16 protein-coding genes are annotated in these 21230 nt (G+C 61.5%); 4 read left to right on the top strand and 12 right to left on the bottom strand.

Features of this window, described 5'->3' with window-relative positions; translation table 11 throughout:
• Positions 1-200 precede the first annotated feature (200 nt).
• On the top strand, positions 201-1424 hold the full coding sequence (gene pncB, locus LVD08_RS16740) for a nicotinate phosphoribosyltransferase (RefSeq protein ID WP_003221154.1): 1224 nt from the start codon (positions 201-203) through the stop codon (positions 1422-1424).
• A gap of 4 nt (positions 1425-1428) precedes the next feature.
• Positions 1429-2256 (top strand): ammonia-dependent NAD(+) synthetase, encoded by an 828-nt coding sequence (gene nadE, locus LVD08_RS16735; RefSeq protein ID WP_247268693.1) that lies wholly within the window; start codon positions 1429-1431, stop codon positions 2254-2256.
• A gap of 172 nt (positions 2257-2428) precedes the next feature.
• Here nadE and azu read toward each other — a convergent pair whose 3' ends face one another.
• Positions 2429-2875 (bottom strand): azurin, encoded by a 447-nt coding sequence (azu, locus tag LVD08_RS16730; RefSeq protein ID WP_098966950.1) that lies wholly within the window; start codon positions 2873-2875, stop codon positions 2429-2431.
• Positions 2876-3215: 340 nt separating this feature from the next.
• On the opposite strand from azu, the gene LVD08_RS16725 reads away from it, so the two are divergent.
• Positions 3216-3803: an LOG family protein gene (locus tag LVD08_RS16725; RefSeq protein WP_223007144.1), complete on the top strand. Its 588-nt coding sequence runs from the start codon at positions 3216-3218 to the stop codon at positions 3801-3803.
• A 68-nt stretch (positions 3804-3871) separates the two neighbouring features.
• A complete protein-coding gene (locus LVD08_RS16720; RefSeq protein WP_007967464.1) occupies positions 3872-4057 on the top strand; it encodes a hypothetical protein in 186 nt (61 codons plus the stop codon).
• A gap of 212 nt (positions 4058-4269) precedes the next feature.
• On the opposite strand, the gene LVD08_RS16715 is transcribed toward LVD08_RS16720, so the two are convergent.
• The 11 genes from LVD08_RS16715 to rnr all read right to left on the bottom strand — a co-directional run bounded on the left by LVD08_RS16715 (position 4270) and on the right by rnr (position 21145).
• Positions 4270-5160, bottom strand: coding sequence for a transglutaminase family protein (locus LVD08_RS16715; RefSeq protein ID WP_247268692.1), 891 nt, complete (start codon positions 5158-5160; stop codon positions 4270-4272).
• Positions 5160-7646 (bottom strand): circularly permuted type 2 ATP-grasp protein, encoded by a 2487-nt coding sequence (locus LVD08_RS16710; protein ID WP_247268691.1) that lies wholly within the window; start codon positions 7644-7646, stop codon positions 5160-5162. The genes LVD08_RS16715 and LVD08_RS16710 overlap by 1 nt, the downstream gene beginning before the upstream one ends.
• Before the next feature lie 88 nt (positions 7647-7734).
• Positions 7735-11010, bottom strand: coding sequence for a transglutaminase family protein (locus tag LVD08_RS16705; protein ID WP_247268690.1), 3276 nt, complete (start codon positions 11008-11010; stop codon positions 7735-7737).
• A 338-nt stretch (positions 11011-11348) separates the two neighbouring features.
• Positions 11349-13652: a YgiQ family radical SAM protein gene (locus LVD08_RS16700; RefSeq protein ID WP_007967456.1), complete on the bottom strand. Its 2304-nt coding sequence runs from the start codon at positions 13650-13652 to the stop codon at positions 11349-11351.
• Positions 13653-13844: 192 nt separating this feature from the next.
• Positions 13845-15242, bottom strand: a complete 1398-nt coding sequence (gene dnaB, locus LVD08_RS16695; protein WP_003221138.1) for a replicative DNA helicase — start codon at positions 15240-15242, stop codon at positions 13845-13847.
• A gap of 120 nt (positions 15243-15362) precedes the next feature.
• On the bottom strand, positions 15363-15809 hold the full coding sequence (gene rplI, locus LVD08_RS16690; RefSeq protein WP_003221136.1) for a 50S ribosomal protein L9: 447 nt from the start codon (positions 15807-15809) through the stop codon (positions 15363-15365).
• A gap of 19 nt (positions 15810-15828) precedes the next feature.
• Positions 15829-16722 (bottom strand): hypothetical protein, encoded by an 894-nt coding sequence (locus LVD08_RS16685; RefSeq protein ID WP_247268689.1) that lies wholly within the window; start codon positions 16720-16722, stop codon positions 15829-15831.
• Between the two features lie 36 nt (positions 16723-16758).
• Complete coding sequence (rpsR, locus tag LVD08_RS16680; protein ID WP_002551829.1) at positions 16759-16989, bottom strand: 30S ribosomal protein S18; 231 nt, start codon at positions 16987-16989, stop codon at positions 16759-16761.
• Positions 16990-17017: 28 nt separating this feature from the next.
• The gene (gene rpsF, locus LVD08_RS16675) at positions 17018-17440 is read right to left on the bottom strand and encodes a 30S ribosomal protein S6 (protein ID WP_003221133.1); all 423 of its coding nucleotides are present in this window, start codon (positions 17438-17440) and stop codon (positions 17018-17020) included.
• Between the two features lie 307 nt (positions 17441-17747).
• Complete coding sequence (rlmB, locus tag LVD08_RS16670) at positions 17748-18515, bottom strand: 23S rRNA (guanosine(2251)-2'-O)-methyltransferase RlmB (RefSeq protein ID WP_007967448.1); 768 nt, start codon at positions 18513-18515, stop codon at positions 17748-17750.
• A complete protein-coding gene (rnr, locus tag LVD08_RS16665) occupies positions 18512-21145 on the bottom strand; it encodes a ribonuclease R (RefSeq protein ID WP_202369990.1) in 2634 nt (877 codons plus the stop codon). The genes rlmB and rnr overlap by 4 nt, the downstream gene beginning before the upstream one ends.
• Positions 21146-21230: the final 85 nt, after the last annotated feature.

The following is a 21230-nucleotide window of genomic DNA, read 5'->3' as shown; positions in this document are numbered from 1 at the left end:
GGGGGGGGGGGGGCTCGCCGGCGGAGGGGGGGGGCCAGCCAACACAAGGGGGACTGACCCCCCTCTTCCGCGCGCAATCCCGCTCCCACAGTTGATCTCGACGCTCTTAAAAAATGCTGGCAATCCCCACCGCTGATATGCGCCACTAGCGTCATTGATTGATCCCGCGCAACCGCGCGGTGCACCTGGAGACCCCGTTTATGAGCGAGAGTGTGTTTGCCGATCGCATCGTGCAGAACCTGCTCGACACCGACTTCTACAAACTGACGATGATGCAGGCGGTGCTGCACAACTACCCCAACGTCGAAGTCGAATGGGAGTTTCGTTGCCGTAACAGCGAAGATCTGCGGCCGTATCTGGCCGAGATTCGCTACCAGATCGAGCGGCTGGCCGAGCTGAGCCTGAGTGCCGACCAGTTGAGCTTTCTCGAGCGCATCACCTTCCTCAAACCGGATTTCCTGCGCTTTCTCGGCCTGTTCCGCTTCAACCTGCGCTACCTGCACACCGGCATCGAGAACGGCGAACTGTTCATCCGTCTGCGTGGCCCGTGGCTGCATGTGATTCTCTACGAAGTGCCGCTGCTGGCGATCGTCAGCGAAGTGCGCAACCGCTATCGCTACCGGGAAATCGAACTGGTGCAGGCGCGGGAACAGCTGTATCGCAAGTTCGACTGGCTCAGCGCCAACGCCTCGGCTGACGAACTGGCGCAATTGCAGGTCGCCGACTTCGGCACCCGCCGACGCTTTTCGTACCGCGTGCAGGAAGAAGTGGTCAACGTGCTCAAGCACGATTTCCCCGGGCGCTTCGTCGGCACCAGCAACGTGCACCTGTCCCGGGAACTGGACATGAAACCGCTGGGCACCATGGCCCATGAATGGATCATGGCCCACCAGCAACTCGGCCCACGGCTGATCGACAGCCAGATCGCCGCCCTCGACTGCTGGGTGCGCGAGTACCGTGGCCTGCTGGGGATTGCGCTCACCGATTGCATCACCACCGACGCGTTTCTCGGCGACTTCGACCTGTTCTTCGCCAAGCTCTTCGATGGTCTGCGCCACGATTCCGGGGATCCGGTGCAGTGGGGTGAAAAGTGCATCGCCCACTACCACAAGCTCGGCATCGACCCGATGAGCAAGACCCTGGTGTTCTCCGACAGCCTGACCCTGCCGAAGTCGCTGGAGATCTTCCGCGCGCTGCACGGGCGGATCAACGTCAGCTTTGGCATCGGCACCAACCTGACCTGTGACATTCCGGGTGTCGAACCGATGAGCATCGTGCTTAAAATGACCGCCTGCAACGGCCAGCCGGTGGCGAAGATCTCCGACGAGCCCGGCAAGACCCACTGCAAAGACCCGAATTTCGTCGCCTATTTGCGACATGTGTTCCAGGTTCCTGCCGATTCCAGTCTATCTAGCAAGGAGTGAATTCATGCAAGCCGTACAGCGTGAGATTGCTGAACAGCTCAAGGTGCAACCGCCATTCGCCGGGCATCAGGCCCTCGAAGCGGAAGTCGCCCGGCGCATCACCTTTATCCAGGATTGCCTGGTCAATTCCGGCCTCAAAACCCTTGTGCTGGGCATCAGCGGCGGTGTCGACTCGCTGACCGCCGGCCTGCTGGCCCAGCGCGCCATGCGTGAGCTGCGCGAGCGCACCGGCGACGACGCCTACAAGTTCATCGCCGTGCGCCTGCCGTACGAAACCCAGTTCGACGAGCACGACGCCCAGGCGTCGGTGGACTTCATCGCTCCGGACGAACGCCACACGGTGAACATCGGCCCGGCGGTCAAATCACTGGCCAAGGAAGTGGCGGCGTTCGAAGGCAAACATGCGGTGTCGGTGGATTTCGTCCTCGGCAACACCAAGGCGCGGATGCGCATGGTCGCCCAGTACACCATCGCCGGCGCCGCGCACGGTCTGGTGATCGGCACCGACCACGCGGCGGAAGCGGTGATGGGCTTCTTCACCAAGTTCGGTGACGGCGCCTGCGACCTGGCCCCGCTCAGCGGTCTGGTGAAAAACCAGGTCCGGGCGATCGCCCGCAGCTTTGGCGCACCGGAATCGCTGGTGGAAAAAGTGCCGACCGCGGATCTGGAAGACCTGTCGCCGGGCAAACCGGACGAAGCCTCGCACGGCGTAACCTACGCCGAGATTGATGCCTTCCTGCACGGCGAGCCGGTGCGTCAGGAAGCGTTCGACATCATCGTCAGCACCTCCACCAGCCCCCACCACAAGGGGGCCATGCCGTTCGCGCCTTGACGGGCGACCGAATAAAAAAGCCCGCTGAGGAGCGATCCCCAGCGGGCTTTTCTTTGGCCAGTTCACCTGTCGATGCTCATGGCCTCTTCGCGAGCAGGCTCGCTCCCACATTGACGGCGCGAACCTGTGGGAGCGAGCCTGCTCGCGAAGAACGATAACGCGGTGAACCTGCTTACTTCACAGCAATGGTGCCTTTCATCATCGAGATGTGGCCCGGGAAGGAGCAGAAGAAGCCGTAATCGGTACCGGCAGTCAGCTTCGATACATCAATGGTCAGCGTGTCTTTCTCGCCGGCACCGATGATCTTGGTGTGAGCGATAACGCGCTCGTCGCCGTCTTTCAGGTAGTTCTTGTCGATGCCAGCGGCCAGGCCGTCGGTGGCGATCGGCTGCATGTCAGCGGTTTTGCTGACCACCAGGTTATGACCCATGACGTTCTTCGGCAGGCTGCCAGAGTGGGTCAGTTCGACGGTGAAGGTCTTGCAGCTCTTGTCGATCACGATCTCCTTGGTGTTGAAGGACATCTGGTCGGTGGAATCAACGGTGGTTTTGCACTCGGCAGCCATCAATTGGCTGCTGGCCAGCGCCAGCAGGGATACCGCAACAACTTTGGAAAACATGGTGAATCTCCAAGGCAGGGTTAACAAAAACACTAATGGTGGAAAGACTGCCTGAAATCTTCGCAAGTTCCTATGACTTGAGTCAAAAATTGTATACAACTTTCAGGCTATGACACTCATCGAAACAATCTACCGGCGATAATCCCGGGTCGGGCCTATGATCGGCGCATCTACTGAAACGGAGTGCCTGTCATGTTCTTTAACGGTCTGTTGTGCAGTTTGCTCGCCGCCTACGCCTGTGGCGCAAGCGGTACCTTTGAATCGCCAGAACGCGAAGCTTAGCCCTTGGATCAAGACGTGCCAGCCATTACCCTGTGACGGATTGACCCAGGAGGAAGGCATGTCTCTCAAATCCGTTTGTGTATTTTGCGGTGCCAACGCCGGCACTGATCCGGCTTATACCGAAGCCGCCCAAGCCCTTGGCCGGGCACTCGCCGAGCGCCAGCTGACGCTGGTTTACGGCGGTGGTGCCGTGGGCCTGATGGGCCTGGTGGCGGACGCCGCACTGGCCGCCGGCGGCGAGGTGATCGGGATCATCCCGCAAAGCCTGATGGACAAGGAAATCGGCCACAAAAGCCTGACCCGTCTCGAAGTCGTCGATGGCATGCACGCGCGCAAGGCGCGCATGGCCGAGTTGAGCGATGCGTTCATCGCGTTGCCCGGCGGCCTCGGCACGCTGGAAGAGCTGTTCGAAGTCTGGACCTGGGGCCAGCTCGGCTACCACGGCAAACCGCTGGGGCTGCTTGAGGTGAACGGTTTCTACAGCAAACTCACGGCTTTTCTTGACCATATCGTCGGCGAAGGCTTCGTTCGCGCCCCACACCGTGACATGCTGCAAGTGAGCGAATCAGCACAATCGCTGCTCGACGCCCTGGATAACTGGAAGCCGACCGTCACGCCCAAGTGGGTCGACCAAAAACCCGGCTAACCGCCGGGCACCGATACAGGGCAGAATACGCGCCGCTCAACCTCACCTTCGACCCCAGAGGATCGCCCATGGCCAAACCCAATTACTCCTTCGCCAAACGTCAACGAGACCTGGAAAAGGAAAAGAAGAAAGAGGAAAAGCTTCAGCGCAAGAAACAGCAGGCTGAAGAAGCGGCACTGAACCCTGACGGGGAAGTGGCGACTGATGACGATGTTGATGTTGATGCACCGAAAGACCAGGCGCCCGACGCCTGAGCCCCACCGGGTTTGATGATCGAGTCAGACCCTGCGGATTTGTGACGGGGCTGGCGGCTCAGCCGCTGGCTCTCACAGCCCTCCCCGTTTTCCGAACACGATACGACCTCCTGTGGGAGCGGGCTTGCTCGCGAAGGCGTCTTCACCTTCAACATTGATGTAACTGACACACCGCCTTCGCGAGCAAGCCCGCTCCCACATGGGGTGCTGTGTTATTCCAATGGCATCACCGTGACGCGGACCTCCGGGTCGTGACTGCCGCCCCCCAGAATCACCCCGCGCAACGGCGACACATCGGAAAAATCCCGACCCCACGCCAGGGTGATGTGCTCCAGCGCCGGCTGCACATTGTTGGTCGGATCGAAATCCACCCACCCGAGTACCGGACAGAACACCGACACCCAGGCATGCGACGCGTCGGCGCCGATCAGCCGTGGCTGTCCCGGCGGCGGTTGGGTCAGCAGATAACCACTGATGTAGCGCGCTGCCAGCCCTCGCGAGCGCACGCAAGCGAGCATCAGATGCGCGAAGTCCTGACACACGCCACGCCGGCGCTCCAGCACCTCGACCAGCGGCGTCGCCACTTGCGTGGCCTCGGCATCGAAGGTGAATTCGCTGAAAATCTTCTGCATCAACGCCTGCACGCCCAGCAACAAGGGCCTTCCCGGTGGAAAACAGCTTTCCGAAAATTCGACGAAACTGCGTTTCAAATGCACGTAGGGTGACTGAAACCGATAGCGACAAGCCTCGAGCATTTCGGCGGACAACGGCTGACTGCTGTAGGTCAGCGCGTTGCGCGTCTGCTCCCACGCCGGGGACAGACTGAAATCCGCCAGTGGCCGCGCCAGCACCTCAACCGTGAGCCGGGCGTTGACCTGCAACTCATCATGCGGGCGCTCGAAGGCCAGTCGGGTCAGCGGATTGCCGAACACGTCCAGCTCATCCCGCCGCGTCGTCGGCTGCGGGCTGATCAGCAATTGCTGCTCGATGCAGCGTTGCCACGTGCACTCACGCGGCCACAGGTGCGCCAATTGCTGTGCCAGCGAAACCGGGCTGTCGTAGTGGTAACAGGTGTCGTGGAAGATCTGGTAATGGGCGCTCATCAGACGGACACCGTGCGCTGGCTGACATCATCGACATGGGCAAAATGGCGCAGCGCCAGACGATCGGACACCTGACCGCTGGCTTCGGCAATCTCTTGCAGCAGATCCGCCAGACCATCGAGCGCGGCACGCACGCTGTTTTCCCCGAACAGCGGGTTCTCCAGACAGCCCAGATCGAACCGCGCCAGACGCTCGACCAATTGCGGCAGCCCGGCCTCACGAGGTACGCCGAAATCATCGTTCAAGCGTTTCAAAGTGCGGGTCACCAGTTTCAACTGAAACAGCACCGCGTGCGGGTTCTGCTCATCCAGCAGCAACAGGTCGAGCACCGGAATCAACTGCGCCACCGCCAGATACCGCGAACGGTAGGTGATGCTGCTGTTGCCCAGCTCCAGCAGCCATTCCAGCCCCGCCTGATCGAACGCCCCGGCGCCGCGCAGAAACGCCGCCAGACTGCTGCTGAGAAACTGCAACCGCTCGATGCGCCGGCCGATCATCAAAAAGCGCCAGCCTTCGTCGCGCGTCATGTCGTCGAGCGCGAATCCCGAGAGCGCAGCCAGCGACATCACCAGCCGGTTGAGGAAATCCAGCAACTCGCCGAAGTCCGGCTCTTCGGTGTCCAGTTCCAGCGCCTCGCGCTGCAACTCGACCAACGCCTGCCAGTTCTCCCGCGAAAGCTTGCCGCGCACCTGCGAGGCCGCCCACTGCAAGCGCTGCAGGTTGGAGCGCAGGCTGAACGACCAGTCCTCGCCGAGCAGCGCCGCCAGCAGCCGCTCCGGCAGCTCACCCTCCTCCGGCAGCAACATCAGCCGCTCGCCCAGCTCCACGGCCGCCTGCAAGGCTTGCGGATCATCGCCATCGACATACCGCGCGAGCATGATCCGCAGCAGTCGCGCACTGTCGTCACAACGCTCGCAGTAACGACCGAACCAGAACAGGTTTTCCACCACCCTCGAGGGCAGATAAGGATCGCGGCGCACCAGATCGTGTACGCCGACGTTGCGCTGGGTTTTCCATTGTTCGCCGCTCGGCGCACGCTCGCCCAGCACCCAAGTGTCCTTGCTCGCGCCACCGCGCTGCATCGACACCACTTCGGCATCGGCATCGGCGGCGACCCGGGTCAGCCCACCGGGCAATACGCGATAGCCGTCACCACTGGCCACCGCGTACACGCGCATGCCGATCGCTCGCGGTTGCAGTTGGCCGTCTTCGGCCTGCCAGATCGGCGCCTGGGACAGCTGCGCCAACTCTTGCGCGACATACGCGTATGGCCGCGCCTGCATGCGCTCGGCGAGTGCCTGGCGCTGTTGTTCACTCAGATCGCGGCCGAATACCGGGGCGAAGCTTTGCGAGGGAAAAGCCGGTTTGATCAGCAGCTCGGGAAGCTTTTCCAACGCCTGCGCCAGCACTGGCGCCTCGCCGCACCACCAGGTGGCGATGGACGGCAGCAGCAGTTCTTCGCCGAACAGGTACTGATTGATCTTCGGCAGAAATCCAAGCAACCCCGGCGACTCCAGCACGCCGCTGCCCAACGCATTGGCCACCAGCACCCGGCCCTGACGCACCGCTTCCAGCAGGCCAGGCACACCAAGTGCCGAATCGGTGCGCAGCTCCAGCGGGTCGCAGAAGTCATCGTCGAGCCGGCGCATGATCGCGTGCACCCGGCGCAGACCACTGAGGGTTTTCAGGTACACCGTGGCATCGCGCACGGTGAGGTCGCCGCCCTCCACCAGCGGGTATCCGAGCTGGCGTGCCAGATAAAGGTGTTCGAAATAGCTTTCGTTGAAGCGCCCGGGCGTGAGCAACACCACCAGCGGCGCGTCGTCAGCACACGGTGCCTGACGCGCGAGGGTTTCCTGCAGGGTGCGGAAGAACCCAGCCAGATGCTGCACTTTCAGATCGCGGTACAACTCGGGAAAGGCGCGCGACACAATGGTGCGATTTTCCAACGCATACCCCGCGCCCGACGGCGCCTGAGTACGATCCGCCGTGACCCACCAGCGCCCGTCCGGTGTGCGCGCCAGATCCACGGCGTATAGATGCAGAAAGGCATCTTCCGGTGGCGCGATGCCCTGACACGGCCAGAGAAAATTGTTGTGGCCGAACACCAGCTCCGCCGGTAACAGCCCTTCGCTGATCAGCCGCTGTGGCCCATACAGGTCGGCCAGTACCGCGTTGAGCAGGCGTGCTCGCTGGGCAATCCCCGCTGACAGTTGCTGCCACTCATCAGCAGCGATCACGTGCGGCAGAAGGTCCAGCTCCCACGGACGGTCGGCGCCCTTGGGATCGGCATAGACGTTGTAGGTCACGCCGTTTTCCTGAATCTGCCGGGCCAGCAACGCCTGCCGCTGCACCAGTTGCGCCGGGGTGCTGCGCTGCAATTGATCGAACAGCCGCCGCCAGTGCGGGCGCACTTCCCCGCTGTCATTCAGCAGTTCGTGATAAGTGCCCGCGGTCAGCGGGTAGCGGTCTAGCAGGTCAGGCATGGAAAGCTCGGCAGACAGCAGGGAACGGTCAGACTAACGCAGGCACATGACGTGCGGATATACGAAAAATCCGCATGTCGTGCAGGACTTAGAAACGTCGCAAATCGAGCGTCATCGGCAGCTCGTCGGAGATTGTCAGGTTCGGTATCGGAAGTTTCCCCGGCGTGTGTCCGATGCGGAAAAACCGCGCCATGCGCCGGCTCTCAGCTTCGTTGGCATTGACCGGTAACGTCTCGTAATTGCGCCCGCCCGGGTGCGCCACGTGGTACTGGCAACCGCCCAGCGAACGCTGCATCCAGGTGTCGAGCAGGTCGAACACCAGCGGCGCGTGCACCGGGATGGTCGGTTGCAGGCAGTTGGCCGGTTGCCAGGCCCGAAAGCGCACGCCGGCGACGAACTCACCGATGCGCCCGGTCGGTTGCAGCGGCAGCGGAATACCGTTGCAGGTCAGCAGATAGCGCTGCGGCGGCAAGCCGCTGAGCTTGATCTGCAAACGCTCCAGCGACGAATCGACATAACGCACCGTGCCGCCCGCCGTACCCTCCTCGCCCAGTACATGCCAAGGTTCCAGCGCCTGGCGCAGCTCCATCTCGATGCCGCTGACCGCGTAATCGCCGACCTTGGGAAAACGGAACTCCAGATGCGCAGCGAACCACTCGGCGCGCAATGGATAACCGGCGTTGTTCAGTTCAACGATGACGTCGGCGAAATCCTGCTCGATAAAGTGCGGCAGCATGAAGCGGTCGTGCAGCTCGGTGCCCCAGCGCGCCAGTTTCGGCGGCGCATAGGGCTCGCGCCAGAATCGCGCAACCAGCGCACGCAGCAACAACTGCTGAGCCAGGCTCATCCGCGCATGCGGCGGCATTTCGAAGGCGCGCAGCTCCAACAGGCCAAGGCGCCCGGTAGCGCCATCCGGCGAATACAGTTTGTCGATGCAGAACTCGGCACGATGGGTGTTGCCGGTGACGTCGATCAGCAGATTGCGCAGCAGGCGATCCACCAGCCACGGCGCACACGCTTCGCCCGGTTCAGGCATCTGCGCGAAGGCGATTTCCAGTTCGTACAAGGCGTCGTTGCGCGCTTCATCGACCCGCGGCGCCTGCGAGGTCGGGCCGATGAACAAGCCGGAAAACAGGTAGGACAGCGACGGGTGGTTGTGCCAGTAACTGATCAGGCTGCGCAGCAGGTCCGGGCGGCGCAGGAATGGTGAGTCTGCCGGGGTCGCGCCACCGAGGACGAAATGGTTGCCGCCGCCGGTGCCGGTATGGCGCCCGTCGATCATGAATTTCTCGGTGGTCAGGCGGGTCTGCCGCGCCTGTTCATAGAGAAACTCGGTGCGTTCGACCAGTTCGTCCCAAGTCGCCGACGGCTGCACGTTGACCTCGATCACGCCCGGGTCCGGGGTGATGCGGAAGTTGCTCAGGCGCGGATCGCTCGGCGGCTCGTAACCTTCCAGCAGCACCGGGCAATGCAGCTCTTCGGCGGTGGCTTCGATGGCCGCCACCAGTTCCAGATAGTCCTCGACCCGCTCCAGCGGCGGCATGAATAGATACAGACGCCCTTCGCGGGCCTCGGCACAGAAGGCGGTGCGGGTCAGCCAGTCGGCGGACTCGTCGATTTTCGGCGCACGTTCGGCGGCTGCGGCGGGTTCGGCATGACTGTTGAGCTGCGCGGTGTCCGGCAGCTCGGGAAAGTCCTGATTCGGATCGTTGGGATGAATGAACGGATACTCGGCGGCCTTCACCCACGGCTGTGAACCGAGTGGCAAGCGATAACCCAACGGCGAATCCCCCGGCACCAGTCGGCAATGCTCGTCGCGCAGATACCAGCGCCCGCTCTGCCATTGATCACCCTTGGCAGTGCGGGCCAGCGGTAGCACCTTGCCGATTACTTTATCCAGCCCCTGAGCGAAAACCTTGCGCAGACGCGCACGCTCCAGCGGTTCTTCAAGACGCGAGTCTTCAGCGCTGACGTTGCTCGGCAATGCGCCCTCACGCCAGAGGTAATAAAAATTGTCTTCGTAGGCTGGAAACACGAAACGAGCAGGCAGTTTCAGGCGTTCGGCAACACTCGCGAGAAAGCGTCCCGCCAGTTCGCCATCGGCGCCGTAGTCCTGCTGCTCATCGGCGATCAGCGCGCTGTTGTGCCAGATCGGCACGCCATCGCGGCGCCAATAGCAGTTGAGCGACCAGCGCGGCAATTGCTCGCCCGGGTACCACTTGCCCTGACCGAAATGCACCAGACCTTTCGGCGCATAGTGCTGGCGCATGCGCTGGAACAGTTCGGCGGAGAGGCGGCGCTTGTCCGGGCCCAGCGCGGCGGTGTTCCACTCGGCGCCATCGGGGTCGTCGATGGAGACGAAGGTCGGCTCGCCGCCCATGGTCAGGCGCACATCGTCTTTGAGCAGGTCGGCATCGATCTGTCGGCCCAGCGCCTGAATCGCCAGCCACTGCTCATCGGTATAGGGCTTGGTCACCCGTGGCGCTTCCCAGATGCGCTCCACCGACATTTCGTGGCTGAACTGGCATTCGCACGGCTCGACCAGACCACTGATCGGCGCGGCTGAGGATGGATCGGGGCTGCAGGCCAGCGGGATATGCCCTTCGCCGGCGAACAATCCGGACGTAGCATCCAGACCGATCCAGCCGGCCCCCGGCAAGTACACCTCGCACCACGCGTGCAGGTCGGTGAAATCCACCTCGGTACCGGACGGACCGTCGAGGCTCTTCACGTCGGCGGTCAGTTGAATCAGATAACCGGAGACGAACCGCGCGGCCAGCCCGAGGTTGCGCAGCAGTTGCACCAGCAGCCACGCCGAGTCGCGGCAGGAGCCGGAGGCATGTTCGAGGGTGTGTTCCGGGGTTTGCACGCCCGGTTCCATGCGGATCAGGTAGCGGATGTCTTCGCTGAGGCGCTGATTGAGCATCACCAGGAAATCCACGGCGGGCAGCGGCGTACGGTCGATCCCGTCCAGATAGGCTTTGAATGCCGGGGTCAGCGGCAAGGTTTCGAGGTACGGCGCCAGCTCTTTGCGCTCATCGGCCGCGTAAGTGAAGGGGATTTTCTCGGCGTAGGGTTCGAGGAAGAAGTCGAACGGATTGAACACCGCCATCTCGGCCAGCAGGTCGACCTCGATGCGCAACTCGTCGGTTTTCTCGGGGAATACCAGACGCGCGAGGTAGTTGCCCTGCGGGTCTTGCTGCCAGTTGATGAAATGCTGCTCGGGCGAGACCTTCAGCGCATACGAGAGGATCCGCGTGCGGCTGTGGGCGGCCGGGCGCAGGCGTACGATCTGCGGGCCGAGTTCGACAGCGCGGTCGTAGCGGTAATGCGTGACGTGATGCAATGCGACATGAATCGACACGGCGTGCCTCCTGCGAGCCTAAGCGTATTCGAATGCGCGCAAGACTTATGCCATGCAGGGGCTTGGGCGCTTTCCCGGAATGCTCAGGGCAGTACAGCACCAAAATCGGGCGATGCGGGGAAATGGTTCGAGGAAGTTGCGCCTAAATGTGGCGGAAGCGGTAGATGCGGCGCCTGAGATGACGCCTTCGCGAGCAAGCCCGCTCCCACAGGAGACCGCATTCCAACTGTGGGAGCGGGCTTGCTCGCGAAAGGGCCAGTCGTTTCAGCACACTTCTTGAACCCTGAAATGCAAAACGCCAACCCGAAGGTTGGCGTTATGTTGAAACAAAAAGCGACTTAGCGCGGAACGACGGGCTTGCGAGCCGGTTTCGGCCCCTTGCCCTTGGCTGCTTCCTTGCGCTCCTTGGCCGCCTGCTGGTTGCGGGCGAATGCCGCAGCCTTGGCCTGTTCACGCTTGTCCCAAGGATTGCCACCGTCGCTGGCACGCGGCGGCAGGCCGTTGTGCTGGGTGAGAATCTTGGTGGTCTTCTCTTTCGCGACCTTGTGGCTGCCGGCCGGCGTCGAGTTCTTGCGACGGGCGCTCTGGTAGCTGTCGGTGGCCGGTTGATGCAGCGGAATCAACTGATCCTTGCCCGGACCGATCAGGTCACCACGTCCCATGCGAATCAACGCTTCGCGCAGCATCGGCCAGCCTTTCGGGTCGTGATAACGCAAGAACGCCTTGTGCAGACGACGCTGCTCTTCGCTCTTGACGATGGTCACGCCGTCGCTCTTGTAGGTGACCTTGCGCAGCGGGTTCTTGCCCGAGTGGTACATCGCGGTGGCGGTGGCCATAGGCGACGGATAGAACGCCTGCACCTGGTCGGCACGGAAGCCGTTGCCCTTGAGCCACAGCGCCAGGTTCATCATGTCTTCGTCGGTGGTGCCCGGGTGCGCGGCGATGAAGTACGGGATCAGGTACTGCTCTTTGCCTGCTTCCTTGGTGTACTTCTCGAACATGCGCTTGAACTTGTCATAGCTGCCAATGCCCGGTTTCATCATCTGGTTGAGCGGACCTTCCTCGGTGTGTTCCGGGGCGATCTTCAGGTAACCGCCGACGTGGTGGGTCACCAGCTCTTTGACGTACTCCGGCGATTCAACCGCGAGGTCGTAACGCAGGCCGGAGGCGATCAGGATCTTCTTCACACCCGGCAGGGCACGGGCACTGCGGTACAGCTGAATCAGCGACGAGTGGTCGGTGTTCAGGTTCGGGCAGATGCCCGGGAACACGCAGGACGGCTTGCGGCACGCGGATTCGATTTCCGGGCTCTTGCAGGCGATGCGGTACATGTTCGCGGTCGGGCCACCGAGGTCGGAGATGACGCCGGTGAAGCCCGGGACCTTGTCGCGGATCTCTTCGATTTCGCGAATGATCGACTCTTCGGATCGGTTCTGGATGATCCGGCCTTCGTGCTCGGTGATCGAGCAGAAGGTACAGCCGCCGAAGCAGCCACGCATGATGTTCACCGAGAAACGGATCATGTCGTAGGCCGGAATCTTCTCCTTGCCGTACGCCGGGTGCGGAACCCGTGCGTAAGGCATGCCGAACACGTAGTCCATTTCTTCAGTGGTCATCGGAATCGGCGGCGGGTTGAACCAGACGTCGATCTCGCCATGTTTCTGCACCAGCGCGCGGGCGTTACCCGGGTTGGTTTCCAGGTGCAGCACGCGGTTGGCGTGGGCGTACAGGACCGGGTCGTTACGCACCTTTTCCATCGACGGCAGGCGGATCACGGTCTTGTCGCGGGTCATGCGCGGGCTGGCCAGGATCTGTACGACCTTGGCTTCCTCGGGATCATCCACCGGGCCCTTCTCTTGCTCGATGGCGCAGGCCTGGGTGTCCTGGGTGTTGACGTACGGGTTGATGATCTTGTCGACCTTGCCCGGACGGTCGATGCGCGTGGAATCGACTTCGTACCAGCCCTGCGGCGTGTCACGACGGATGAACGCGGTGCCGCGCACGTCGGTGATGTCTTCGATCTTGTGCCCGTAGGACAGACGCTGGGCCACTTCGACGATGGCGCGCTCGGCGTTGCCGTACAGCAGAATGTCGGCGCTGGCGTCGATCAGGATCGAGTTGCGTACACGATCCTGCCAGTAGTCGTAGTGGGCGATGCGGCGCAGCGAAGCTTCGATGCCGCCGAGGACGATCGGCACGTGTTTGTAGGCTTCCTTGCAGCGCTGGCTGTAGACCAGGCTCGCGCGATCCGGACGCTTTCCCGCCATGCCACCCGGGGTGTAGGCGTCGTCGGAACGGATTTTCTTGTCCGCGGTGTAGCGGTTGATCATCGAGTCCATGTTGCCGGCCGCGACGCCGAAGAACAGGTTCGGCTCGCCGAGCTTCATGAAGTCGTCTTTGGACTGCCAGTTCGGCTGGGCGATGATCCCGACGCGGAAGCCCTGGGACTCCAGCAGCCGGCCGATGATCGCCATGCCGAACGACGGGTGATCGACGTAGGCATCACCAGTGACGATGATGATGTCGCAGGAATCCCAGCCGAGCTGATCCATCTCCTCCCTGCTCATCGGCAGGAATGGCGCTGGCCCGAAACATTCGGCCCAGTACTTCGGATAGTCAAATAACGGCTTGGCTGCTTGCATGTCGATAACCGGTGTTGGCTTTCATTGAATTTCGCGGGCGCGGAATATAGCACAAATTTTGACCAATTCCGACGGCTGTGGTCGGAAATTGCGCCACGCCCATTCGCGAGCAAGCCCGCTCCCACATTTGAATGCATTCCAAGTGTGGGAGCGGGCTTGCTCGCGAAGGCGTCAGTTCAAACGATGAAGCATTTACTCGTCGTCGTCGAAGTTGTAACTGCCCGGCGCAAGGTTTTCGAAGCGGGTGTACTTACCGATAAAGGCCAGGCGGATAAAGCCGATCGGGCCGTTCCGCTGCTTGCCGATGATGATTTCGGCGATGCCCTTGTGTTCGGTTTCCGGGTGATACACCTCGTCCCGGTACACGAACATGATGACGTCGGCGTCCTGCTCGATCGCTCCGGATTCCCGCAAGTCGGAGTTCACCGGACGCTTGTTGGGACGTTGTTCCAGGGAGCGGTTGAGCTGCGACAGCGCCACCACCGGGCAGTTGAATTCCTTGGCCAGGGCTTTCAGGGATCGGGAGATCTCGGAAATCTCGTTGGTCCGGTTGTCACCGCTGGAGCCGGGAATCTGCATCAGCTGCAGGTAGTCGATCATGATCAGACCGATGTCGCCGTGTTCGCGCACCAAGCGCCGGGTCCGCGCACGCATTTCCGACGGGCTGATGCCGGCGGTATCATCGATGAACAGCTTGCGATCGTTGAGCAGGTTGACCGCCGAGGTCAGGCGCGGCCAGTCGTCGTCTTCGAGCTGGCCGGAACGCACCTTGGTCTGATCGATACGACCGAGGGACGAGAGCATACGCATGATCAGCGATTCACCTGGCATCTCGAGGGAGTACACCAGCACCGCCTTGTCGCTGCGCAGTACGGCGTTTTCCACCAGGTTCATCGCGAAGGTGGTTTTACCCATCGACGGACGGCCGGCGACGATGATCAGGTCGGACGGCTGCAGGCCACTGGTCTTCTCGTCCAGGTCGGTATAACCGGTGGACAGACCGGTGATTGCGTCGGCGGTGTTGAACAGGGTGTCGATGCGATCGATGGCCTTGGTCAACAGTTCGTTGACCCCCACCGGGCCGCCGGTCTTCGGCCGCGCCTCGGCAATCTGGAAGATCTGCCGTTCGGCCTCGTCGAGGATCTCTTCAGCGGTACGGCCTTCGGGGTTGAAGGCGGCGTCGGCAATTTCGGTGCTGATACCGATCAACTGGCGCAACGTCGCCCGCTGGCGAACGATCTGCGCATAGGCCTTGATGTTGGCGACGGACGGCGTGTTTTTCGCCAGCTCGCCGAGGTAACCGAGGCCGCCGACCTGGGACGTCTGACCTTCCTTGTCCAGTTGCTCGGCAAGGGTCACGACGTCGATCGGCATGTTCTGATCGGCCAGTTTGGCGATCGCACGGAAGATCAGACGGTGGTCATGTCGGTAGAAATCGCCGTCGGAGACTTGATCGAGCACGCGTTCCCAGGCGTTGTTGTCCAGCATCAGACCACCGAGTACGGCCTGTTCGGCCTCGATGGAATGCGGCGGCACTTTCAGCGCGGCGGTTTGCAGATCGTATTGCTCGGGAGCGGTGATTTCGTTCATGGCCACTTGGAGTCAGGTTTGAAAACGGGATTACCAGAAAGACAAAGGGCACGACCTGTAAACAGGATCGTGCCCGATGTTACCGGCAAGCACCCGAGGGTGCCAGCCGACAAGTATTGCTTAAGCTGCTACCACGACAACGCGTACGGTGGCTTCAACTTCGGCGTGCAGGTGCACAGCCACGTCGAATTCACCCACGTTGCGGATGGTGCCGTTCGGCAGACGAACTTCGCTCTTCTGCACTTCAACGCCGGAAGCGGTCAGTGCGTCAGCGATGTCGTGAGTACCGATCGAACCGAACAGCTTGCCTTCGTCGCCAGCGGTGGCAGTGATGGTCACTTCCAGCTCGGCCAGTTGGGCAGCACGGCTTTCAGCCGATGCTTTACGGTCTGCGGCGGCTTTTTCCAGCTCGGCACGACGCTCTTCGAACGCAGCCAGGTTGGCAGCGGTCGCAGCGGTAGCCTTGCCGAAAGGCAGCAGGTAGTTACGGCCGTAACCGGCCTTAACGTTTACTTTGTCGCCCAGGTTGCCCAGGTTGGCGATTTTTTCCAGAAGGATCAGTTGCATGTGGAAATCCTCTTAACTTTTAACCTTCACCGTTCGCGTTATCGGTGTCTTTCGACACGTGACGACCGCGAAAATCAATCAGGCTGTCGACAATGGCCAGAACCACGAGCAACGGATAGAGCAGCTGCATGAACAACAGCAGCGTGACGTACAACCCCACCAGCCAGAAACCGGCCAGTCGCTTCTGCCCGACCAGCCCGTGAATCAGGGCGAGTCCGGCGAACACCAGCGGTACGCTGCACAACGGCGTCAACATGGCCATCTGTGCACCGAGATTCGGGCCCAGAAGCATCAACGCCAGCAGCAACATCGCCGGCCCCAGCGGGATCCGGATGGCGCGAAACTCGCGACCAAAACCACCCGGGTTGTACAACAACGCCTGCCAATGCCGCCCGACAATCAGGCTCAGCACGCTGACGATCTGCAACAACGCCGCAATCAGTCCGGTCAGGACCGGTGCAATCAGGGACGCGAAGCGCGCTTGCTCATCGACCGACAATTGCTTGTAGGTTTCACCAAGAAGCGCCGGCATGACCTTTATCAAGGCCTGCGCGAGCATCTCGATCTGGGCCGCAAACGCTGCCCCGAGCACCACTGAAAACACCACTCCAATCACTACGCTGACCAGCAGCGTGCGAACCCAGGATTCGCTTGCGCGCAACACCAACGCAAGCCCCGAAGACCCCAGCAGCACCAGAAGTGCCCGTGGATCATCGGCATACAGCCACCAGATCAATGCCGGCAGCAGCCCCAGGGACAGGACGCCAATGGCGTCCGTCAGTCCGCGCCGCAGAAGCACCAGGCTCCCGGCGGCAGCACCCAACCAATACAACAACGGCAATGTTGCACATCCGGCCACCACGAGAGTGGCCTGCATACGGCCTCGCATGATGAACTCAGCTAAGGCACGCATGCATTCAATCCTTTGCTACTTGTCGACTGCCCGGTCTCAGCGGCCGTGGCTGTCGGTGTAGGCCAGCAGGGCCAGGAAGCGGGCGCGCTTGATAGCGGTGGCCAGCTGACGCTGATAACGAGCTTTGGTACCGGTGATGCGGCTTGGAACGATTTTGCCGGTCTCGGATACGTAGGCTTTCAGAGTGTTGAGATCTTTGTAATCGATCTCTTTCACGTCTTCAGCGGTGAAGCGGCAGAATTTACGACGACGGAAGAAACGTGCCATTTGATAGGCTCCTTAAAAGGTCCGTGGATTACTCGTCAGCGTTATCGCTGTTGTCGCTGTCATCACCCTCAACGCCATCAGCGTCGGAGTGCTCAGGACGGTCGCGACGCTCACGGCGCTCACTGCGGTTTTCTTCAGCCTTGAGCATCTCGGACTGGCCGGTAACGGCTTCGTCGCGACGGATGACCAGGTTACGGATCACTGCATCGTTGTAGCGGAAGTTGTCTTCCAGCTCGGCCAGGGCCTTGCCAGTGCACTCAACGTTCAGCATCACGTAGTGAGCCTTGTGAACATTGTTGATTGCGTAGGCCAGTTGACGACGGCCCCAGTCTTCCAGACGGTGGATTTTGCCGCCGTCTTCTTCGATCAGCTTGGTGTAACGCTCAACCATGCCGCCGACTTGCTCGCTCTGGTCAGGGTGGACCAGAAAGATGATTTCGTAATGACGCATGAATGCTCCTTACGGGTTGTAGCCTGCCGCTCAAAAACGGTCAGACAAGGAGTGAATGACACTTATGGACTTGCTGGCGCGGGGCACATGCGTGCCTGCCGTCACAGCAAGGGGCGCAATTGTAGAGAAGGGACTGCGCAGGTGCAAGGCAATTGGTGATTATTTGAACAATCACCGGATACAGGCCACACCACAAAACAATGTAGGAGTGAGCCTGCTCGCGATGAGGGCGCAACATTCAACTTTGATGCTGAATGTAACTCCGCTATCGCGAGCAGGCTCACTCCTACAGGGGATTTGCAACAGGTCAGGCTTTCTTGGCAGCAGCCTTGGCCTTGGCGCCGCGTTGACGCTGTGCTTCGAACAGGCACACACCGGTGGCCACGGACACGTTGAGACTGCTGACGCTGCCGGCCATCGGCAGGTTCACCAGATAGTCGCAGTGCTCGCGAGTCAGGCGACGCATGCCTTTGCCTTCGGCGCCCATGATCAGGATGGTCGGGCCGGTCAGGTCCTGGTCATAAATGCTGACCTCGGCCTCACCCGCCGTGCCGACCACCCACAGACCGCGCTGCTGAAGCTTTTCCAGAGTGCGCGCCAGGTTGGTCACCGCCACCAGCGGAATCACTTCCGCCGCGCCGCAGGCCACTTTACGCACCACCGGCGTCAGGGTTGCCGACTTGTCCTTGGGCACGATCACCGCCAGCGCGCCGGCAGCATCCGCCGAACGCAGGCAGGCGCCGAGGTTGTGCGGGTCGGTCACGCCGTCGAGCACCAGCAACAGCGGTGCGCCTTCGGTGCGGTCGAGCAGCTCGTCGAGCATCGCCTCGCCCCAGACCTGGCTCGGACTGACGTCCGCCACCACGCCCTGGTGTACGCCTTCAACCCAGGCGTCCATTTCGCGGCGCTCGGCCTGACCGATCTGCACACGATTTTCGTTGGCCAGCTCGATCAGGGTCTGCACGCGCGGATCGTTGCGGCTTTCGGCCAGCCAGATCTGCTTGACGCGTTTCGGGTGGTGACGCAGCAACGCTTCTACCGCGTGAACGCCGTAGATTTTTTCCAACTGACTCATGACTTCGCCTTCGGTTTACGCGACCCGCCACTTTTGGCTGGAGCCGAACCCGCTTTTGGCGGGCCTTTACGGTGTTTGCTCGGTTTGGCTGGCTTGCCGCCGGCGGCCTTATCAGGCGCCGACCGTCCGGTCTTTCCCCCAGACGCCGCTTTACCACCGCTTTTGGCTTCGGCCAGCAAGGCCTTCTTCAATTCACGGCTTTTGCGCAGCTCGGCGTTTTTCGCCACAGCATCGCTCGGGCGATAAGCCTCGACGGCTTTCTCTTTGGCTGGACGACGGCTGGCGGTTTTCGCCGGAGCCTTGTCTTCCACAGCCTTGGTCGCTGCCGGAGCAGTGCTTTCGCTGCCGCGCTTCTTGCGACCAATCGGCGCGCTGATGGTTTTTTCGGCCATCTCGAAGTCGATCTTGCGCTCGTCGAGGTCGACGCGCATCACGCGCACTTCAACGGTATCGCCAAGACGGAAGCTGCGACCAGTACGCTCGCCCGCCAGGCGATGATGCACAGGGTCGAAGTGGTAGTAATCGCCCGGCAGCGCGGTGACGTGCACCAGGCCTTCGACGTAGATGTCGGTCAGCTCGACGAACAGGCCAAAACCGGTCACCGCAGTGATCACGCCCGGGAACGACTCACCGACGCGATCCTTCATGAACTCGCACTTGAGCCAGTTCACCACGTCGCGGGTGGCTTCGTCGGCACGGCGCTCGCTCATCGAGCACTGCTCGCCGAGTTGCTCCAGCGCCGCTTCGTCGTACGGATAGATGCGCGCCTTCGGAATGGTCATCGCCCCGGCACGACGAACGTGCGGAGTGTCCTGTTTCGAATGGATCACGCTGCGGATGGCGCGGTGCGTGAGCAGGTCCGGGTAACGACGGATCGGCGACGTGAAGTGGGTATAGGCTTCGTAATTCAGGCCGAAGTGGCCTTCGTTCTGGGCGCTGTACACCGCCTGGCTCAGGGAGCGCAGCATCACGGTCTGGATCAGATGGAAATCCGGACGATCCTTGATGCTTGCCAACAGGGCCTGATAGTCCTTTGGCGACGGGCCGTCCTTGCCTTTGTGCAGGGACAGGCCGAGCTCGCCGAGGAACGCGCGCAGTTTTTCCAGACGCTCCGGTGGCGGGCCGTCGTGGACACGATACAGCGCTGGGATTTCGTGCTTCTTGAGGAATTCGGCGGTGGCCACGTTGGCCGCCAGCATGCATTCCTCGATCAGCTTGTGCGCATCGTTACGGGTGGTCGGACGGATTTCGGCAATCTTGCGCTCGGAACCGAAGATGATCCGGGTTTCTTGGGTTTCGAAATCGATCGCGCCACGCACGTGACGGGCAGCCAGCAACACTTTGTACAGCGCATAGAGCTGCTTGAGGTGCGGCACCACGTCGGTGTATTCGCCGCGAAGCTTGCGCGCTTCGGTGGCTTTCGGGGTCTCCAGCATCGCGCTGACCTTGTTGTAGGTCAGACGGGCGTGGGAATGGATCACCGCTTCATAGAAGCAGTAGTCGGTCATTTCGCCGGACTTGGAGATGGTCATCTCGCAAACCATGGCCAGACGATCGACGTGCGGGTTCAGCGAGCACAGGCCGTTGGAGAGCTGCTCAGGCAGCATCGGCACCACGCGCTCGGGGAAATACACCGAGTTGCCGCGTACCTGGGCTTCGTTGTCCAGCGCCGAACCGATCTTCACGTAGCTGGAAACGTCGGCAATCGCCACGTACAACTTCCAGCCGCCAGAGAACAGGCGCAACTTGCCCGGCTTGGCTTCGCAGTAGACCGCGTCGTCGAAGTCGCGGGCATCTTCGCCGTCGATGGTGACGAACGGCAGATGGCGCAGGTCGACACGCTTCTCTTTGTCTTTCTCTTCGACTTCCGGCTTGAGCTTGGCGGCTTCTTTGAGCACCGCTTCAGGCCAGACGTGCGGAATGTCGTAGGTACGCAGCGCGACATCGATTTCCATGCCCGGCGCCATGTAGTTGCCGACCACTTCGACCACATCGCCTTGCGGCTGGAAGCGCGGCGTCGGCCAGTGGGTGATTTTCACCTCGACGAACTGACCGATCTGCGCGTTGGCGTTGCGACCTGGCGTAACCAGCACTTCCTGCTGGATCTTCGGATTGTCGGCAACAACGAAACCGATACCGCCCTCTTCGAAGTAGCGACCAACAATCGTTTCGTGGGCACGGGACACCACTTCGACGATCACGCCTTCACGGCGGCCACGACGGTCGAGACCGGAAACACGGGCCAGCGCACGGTCGCCATCGAACACCAGACGCATCTGCGCCGGGCTCATGAACAGGTCATCGCTGCCGTCGTCCGGCACCAGGAAGCCGAAACCGTCACGGTGACCGCTGATGCGGCCGAGGATCAGGTCGAGCTTGTCCACCGGCGCATAGGTGCCACGGCGGGTGTAGATCAATTGAGCGTCGCGCTCCATGGCGCGCAGGCGGCGGCGCAGGGCTTCGATCTGGTCTTCTGTGGTCAGACCAAACTCTTCGACCAGTTGCTCGCGGGCAGCAGGCGAACCCCGATCGGCGAGATGCGCCAGGATCAGTTCGCGGCTGGGAATAGGGTTTTCATATTTTTCCGCTTCACGAGCGGCCTCGGGATCGAGGGACTGCCAATCGGCCATTAGAGAGTTTTCACCTTGTCTATATGCGGGTTAGTTTGGCATAGGCGCCATCAAACGGGAAATTTCCGACTATATAAGGCCCTTC

The sequence above is a fragment of the Pseudomonas sp. YL2 genome (assembly GCF_023063025.1).
Taxonomy (GTDB): Bacteria; Pseudomonadota; Gammaproteobacteria; order Pseudomonadales; family Pseudomonadaceae; genus Aquipseudomonas; species Aquipseudomonas putida_A.
The sequence above is the reverse complement of the archived record's forward strand: the minus strand, read 5'-3'. Positions and strand labels throughout refer to the sequence as shown.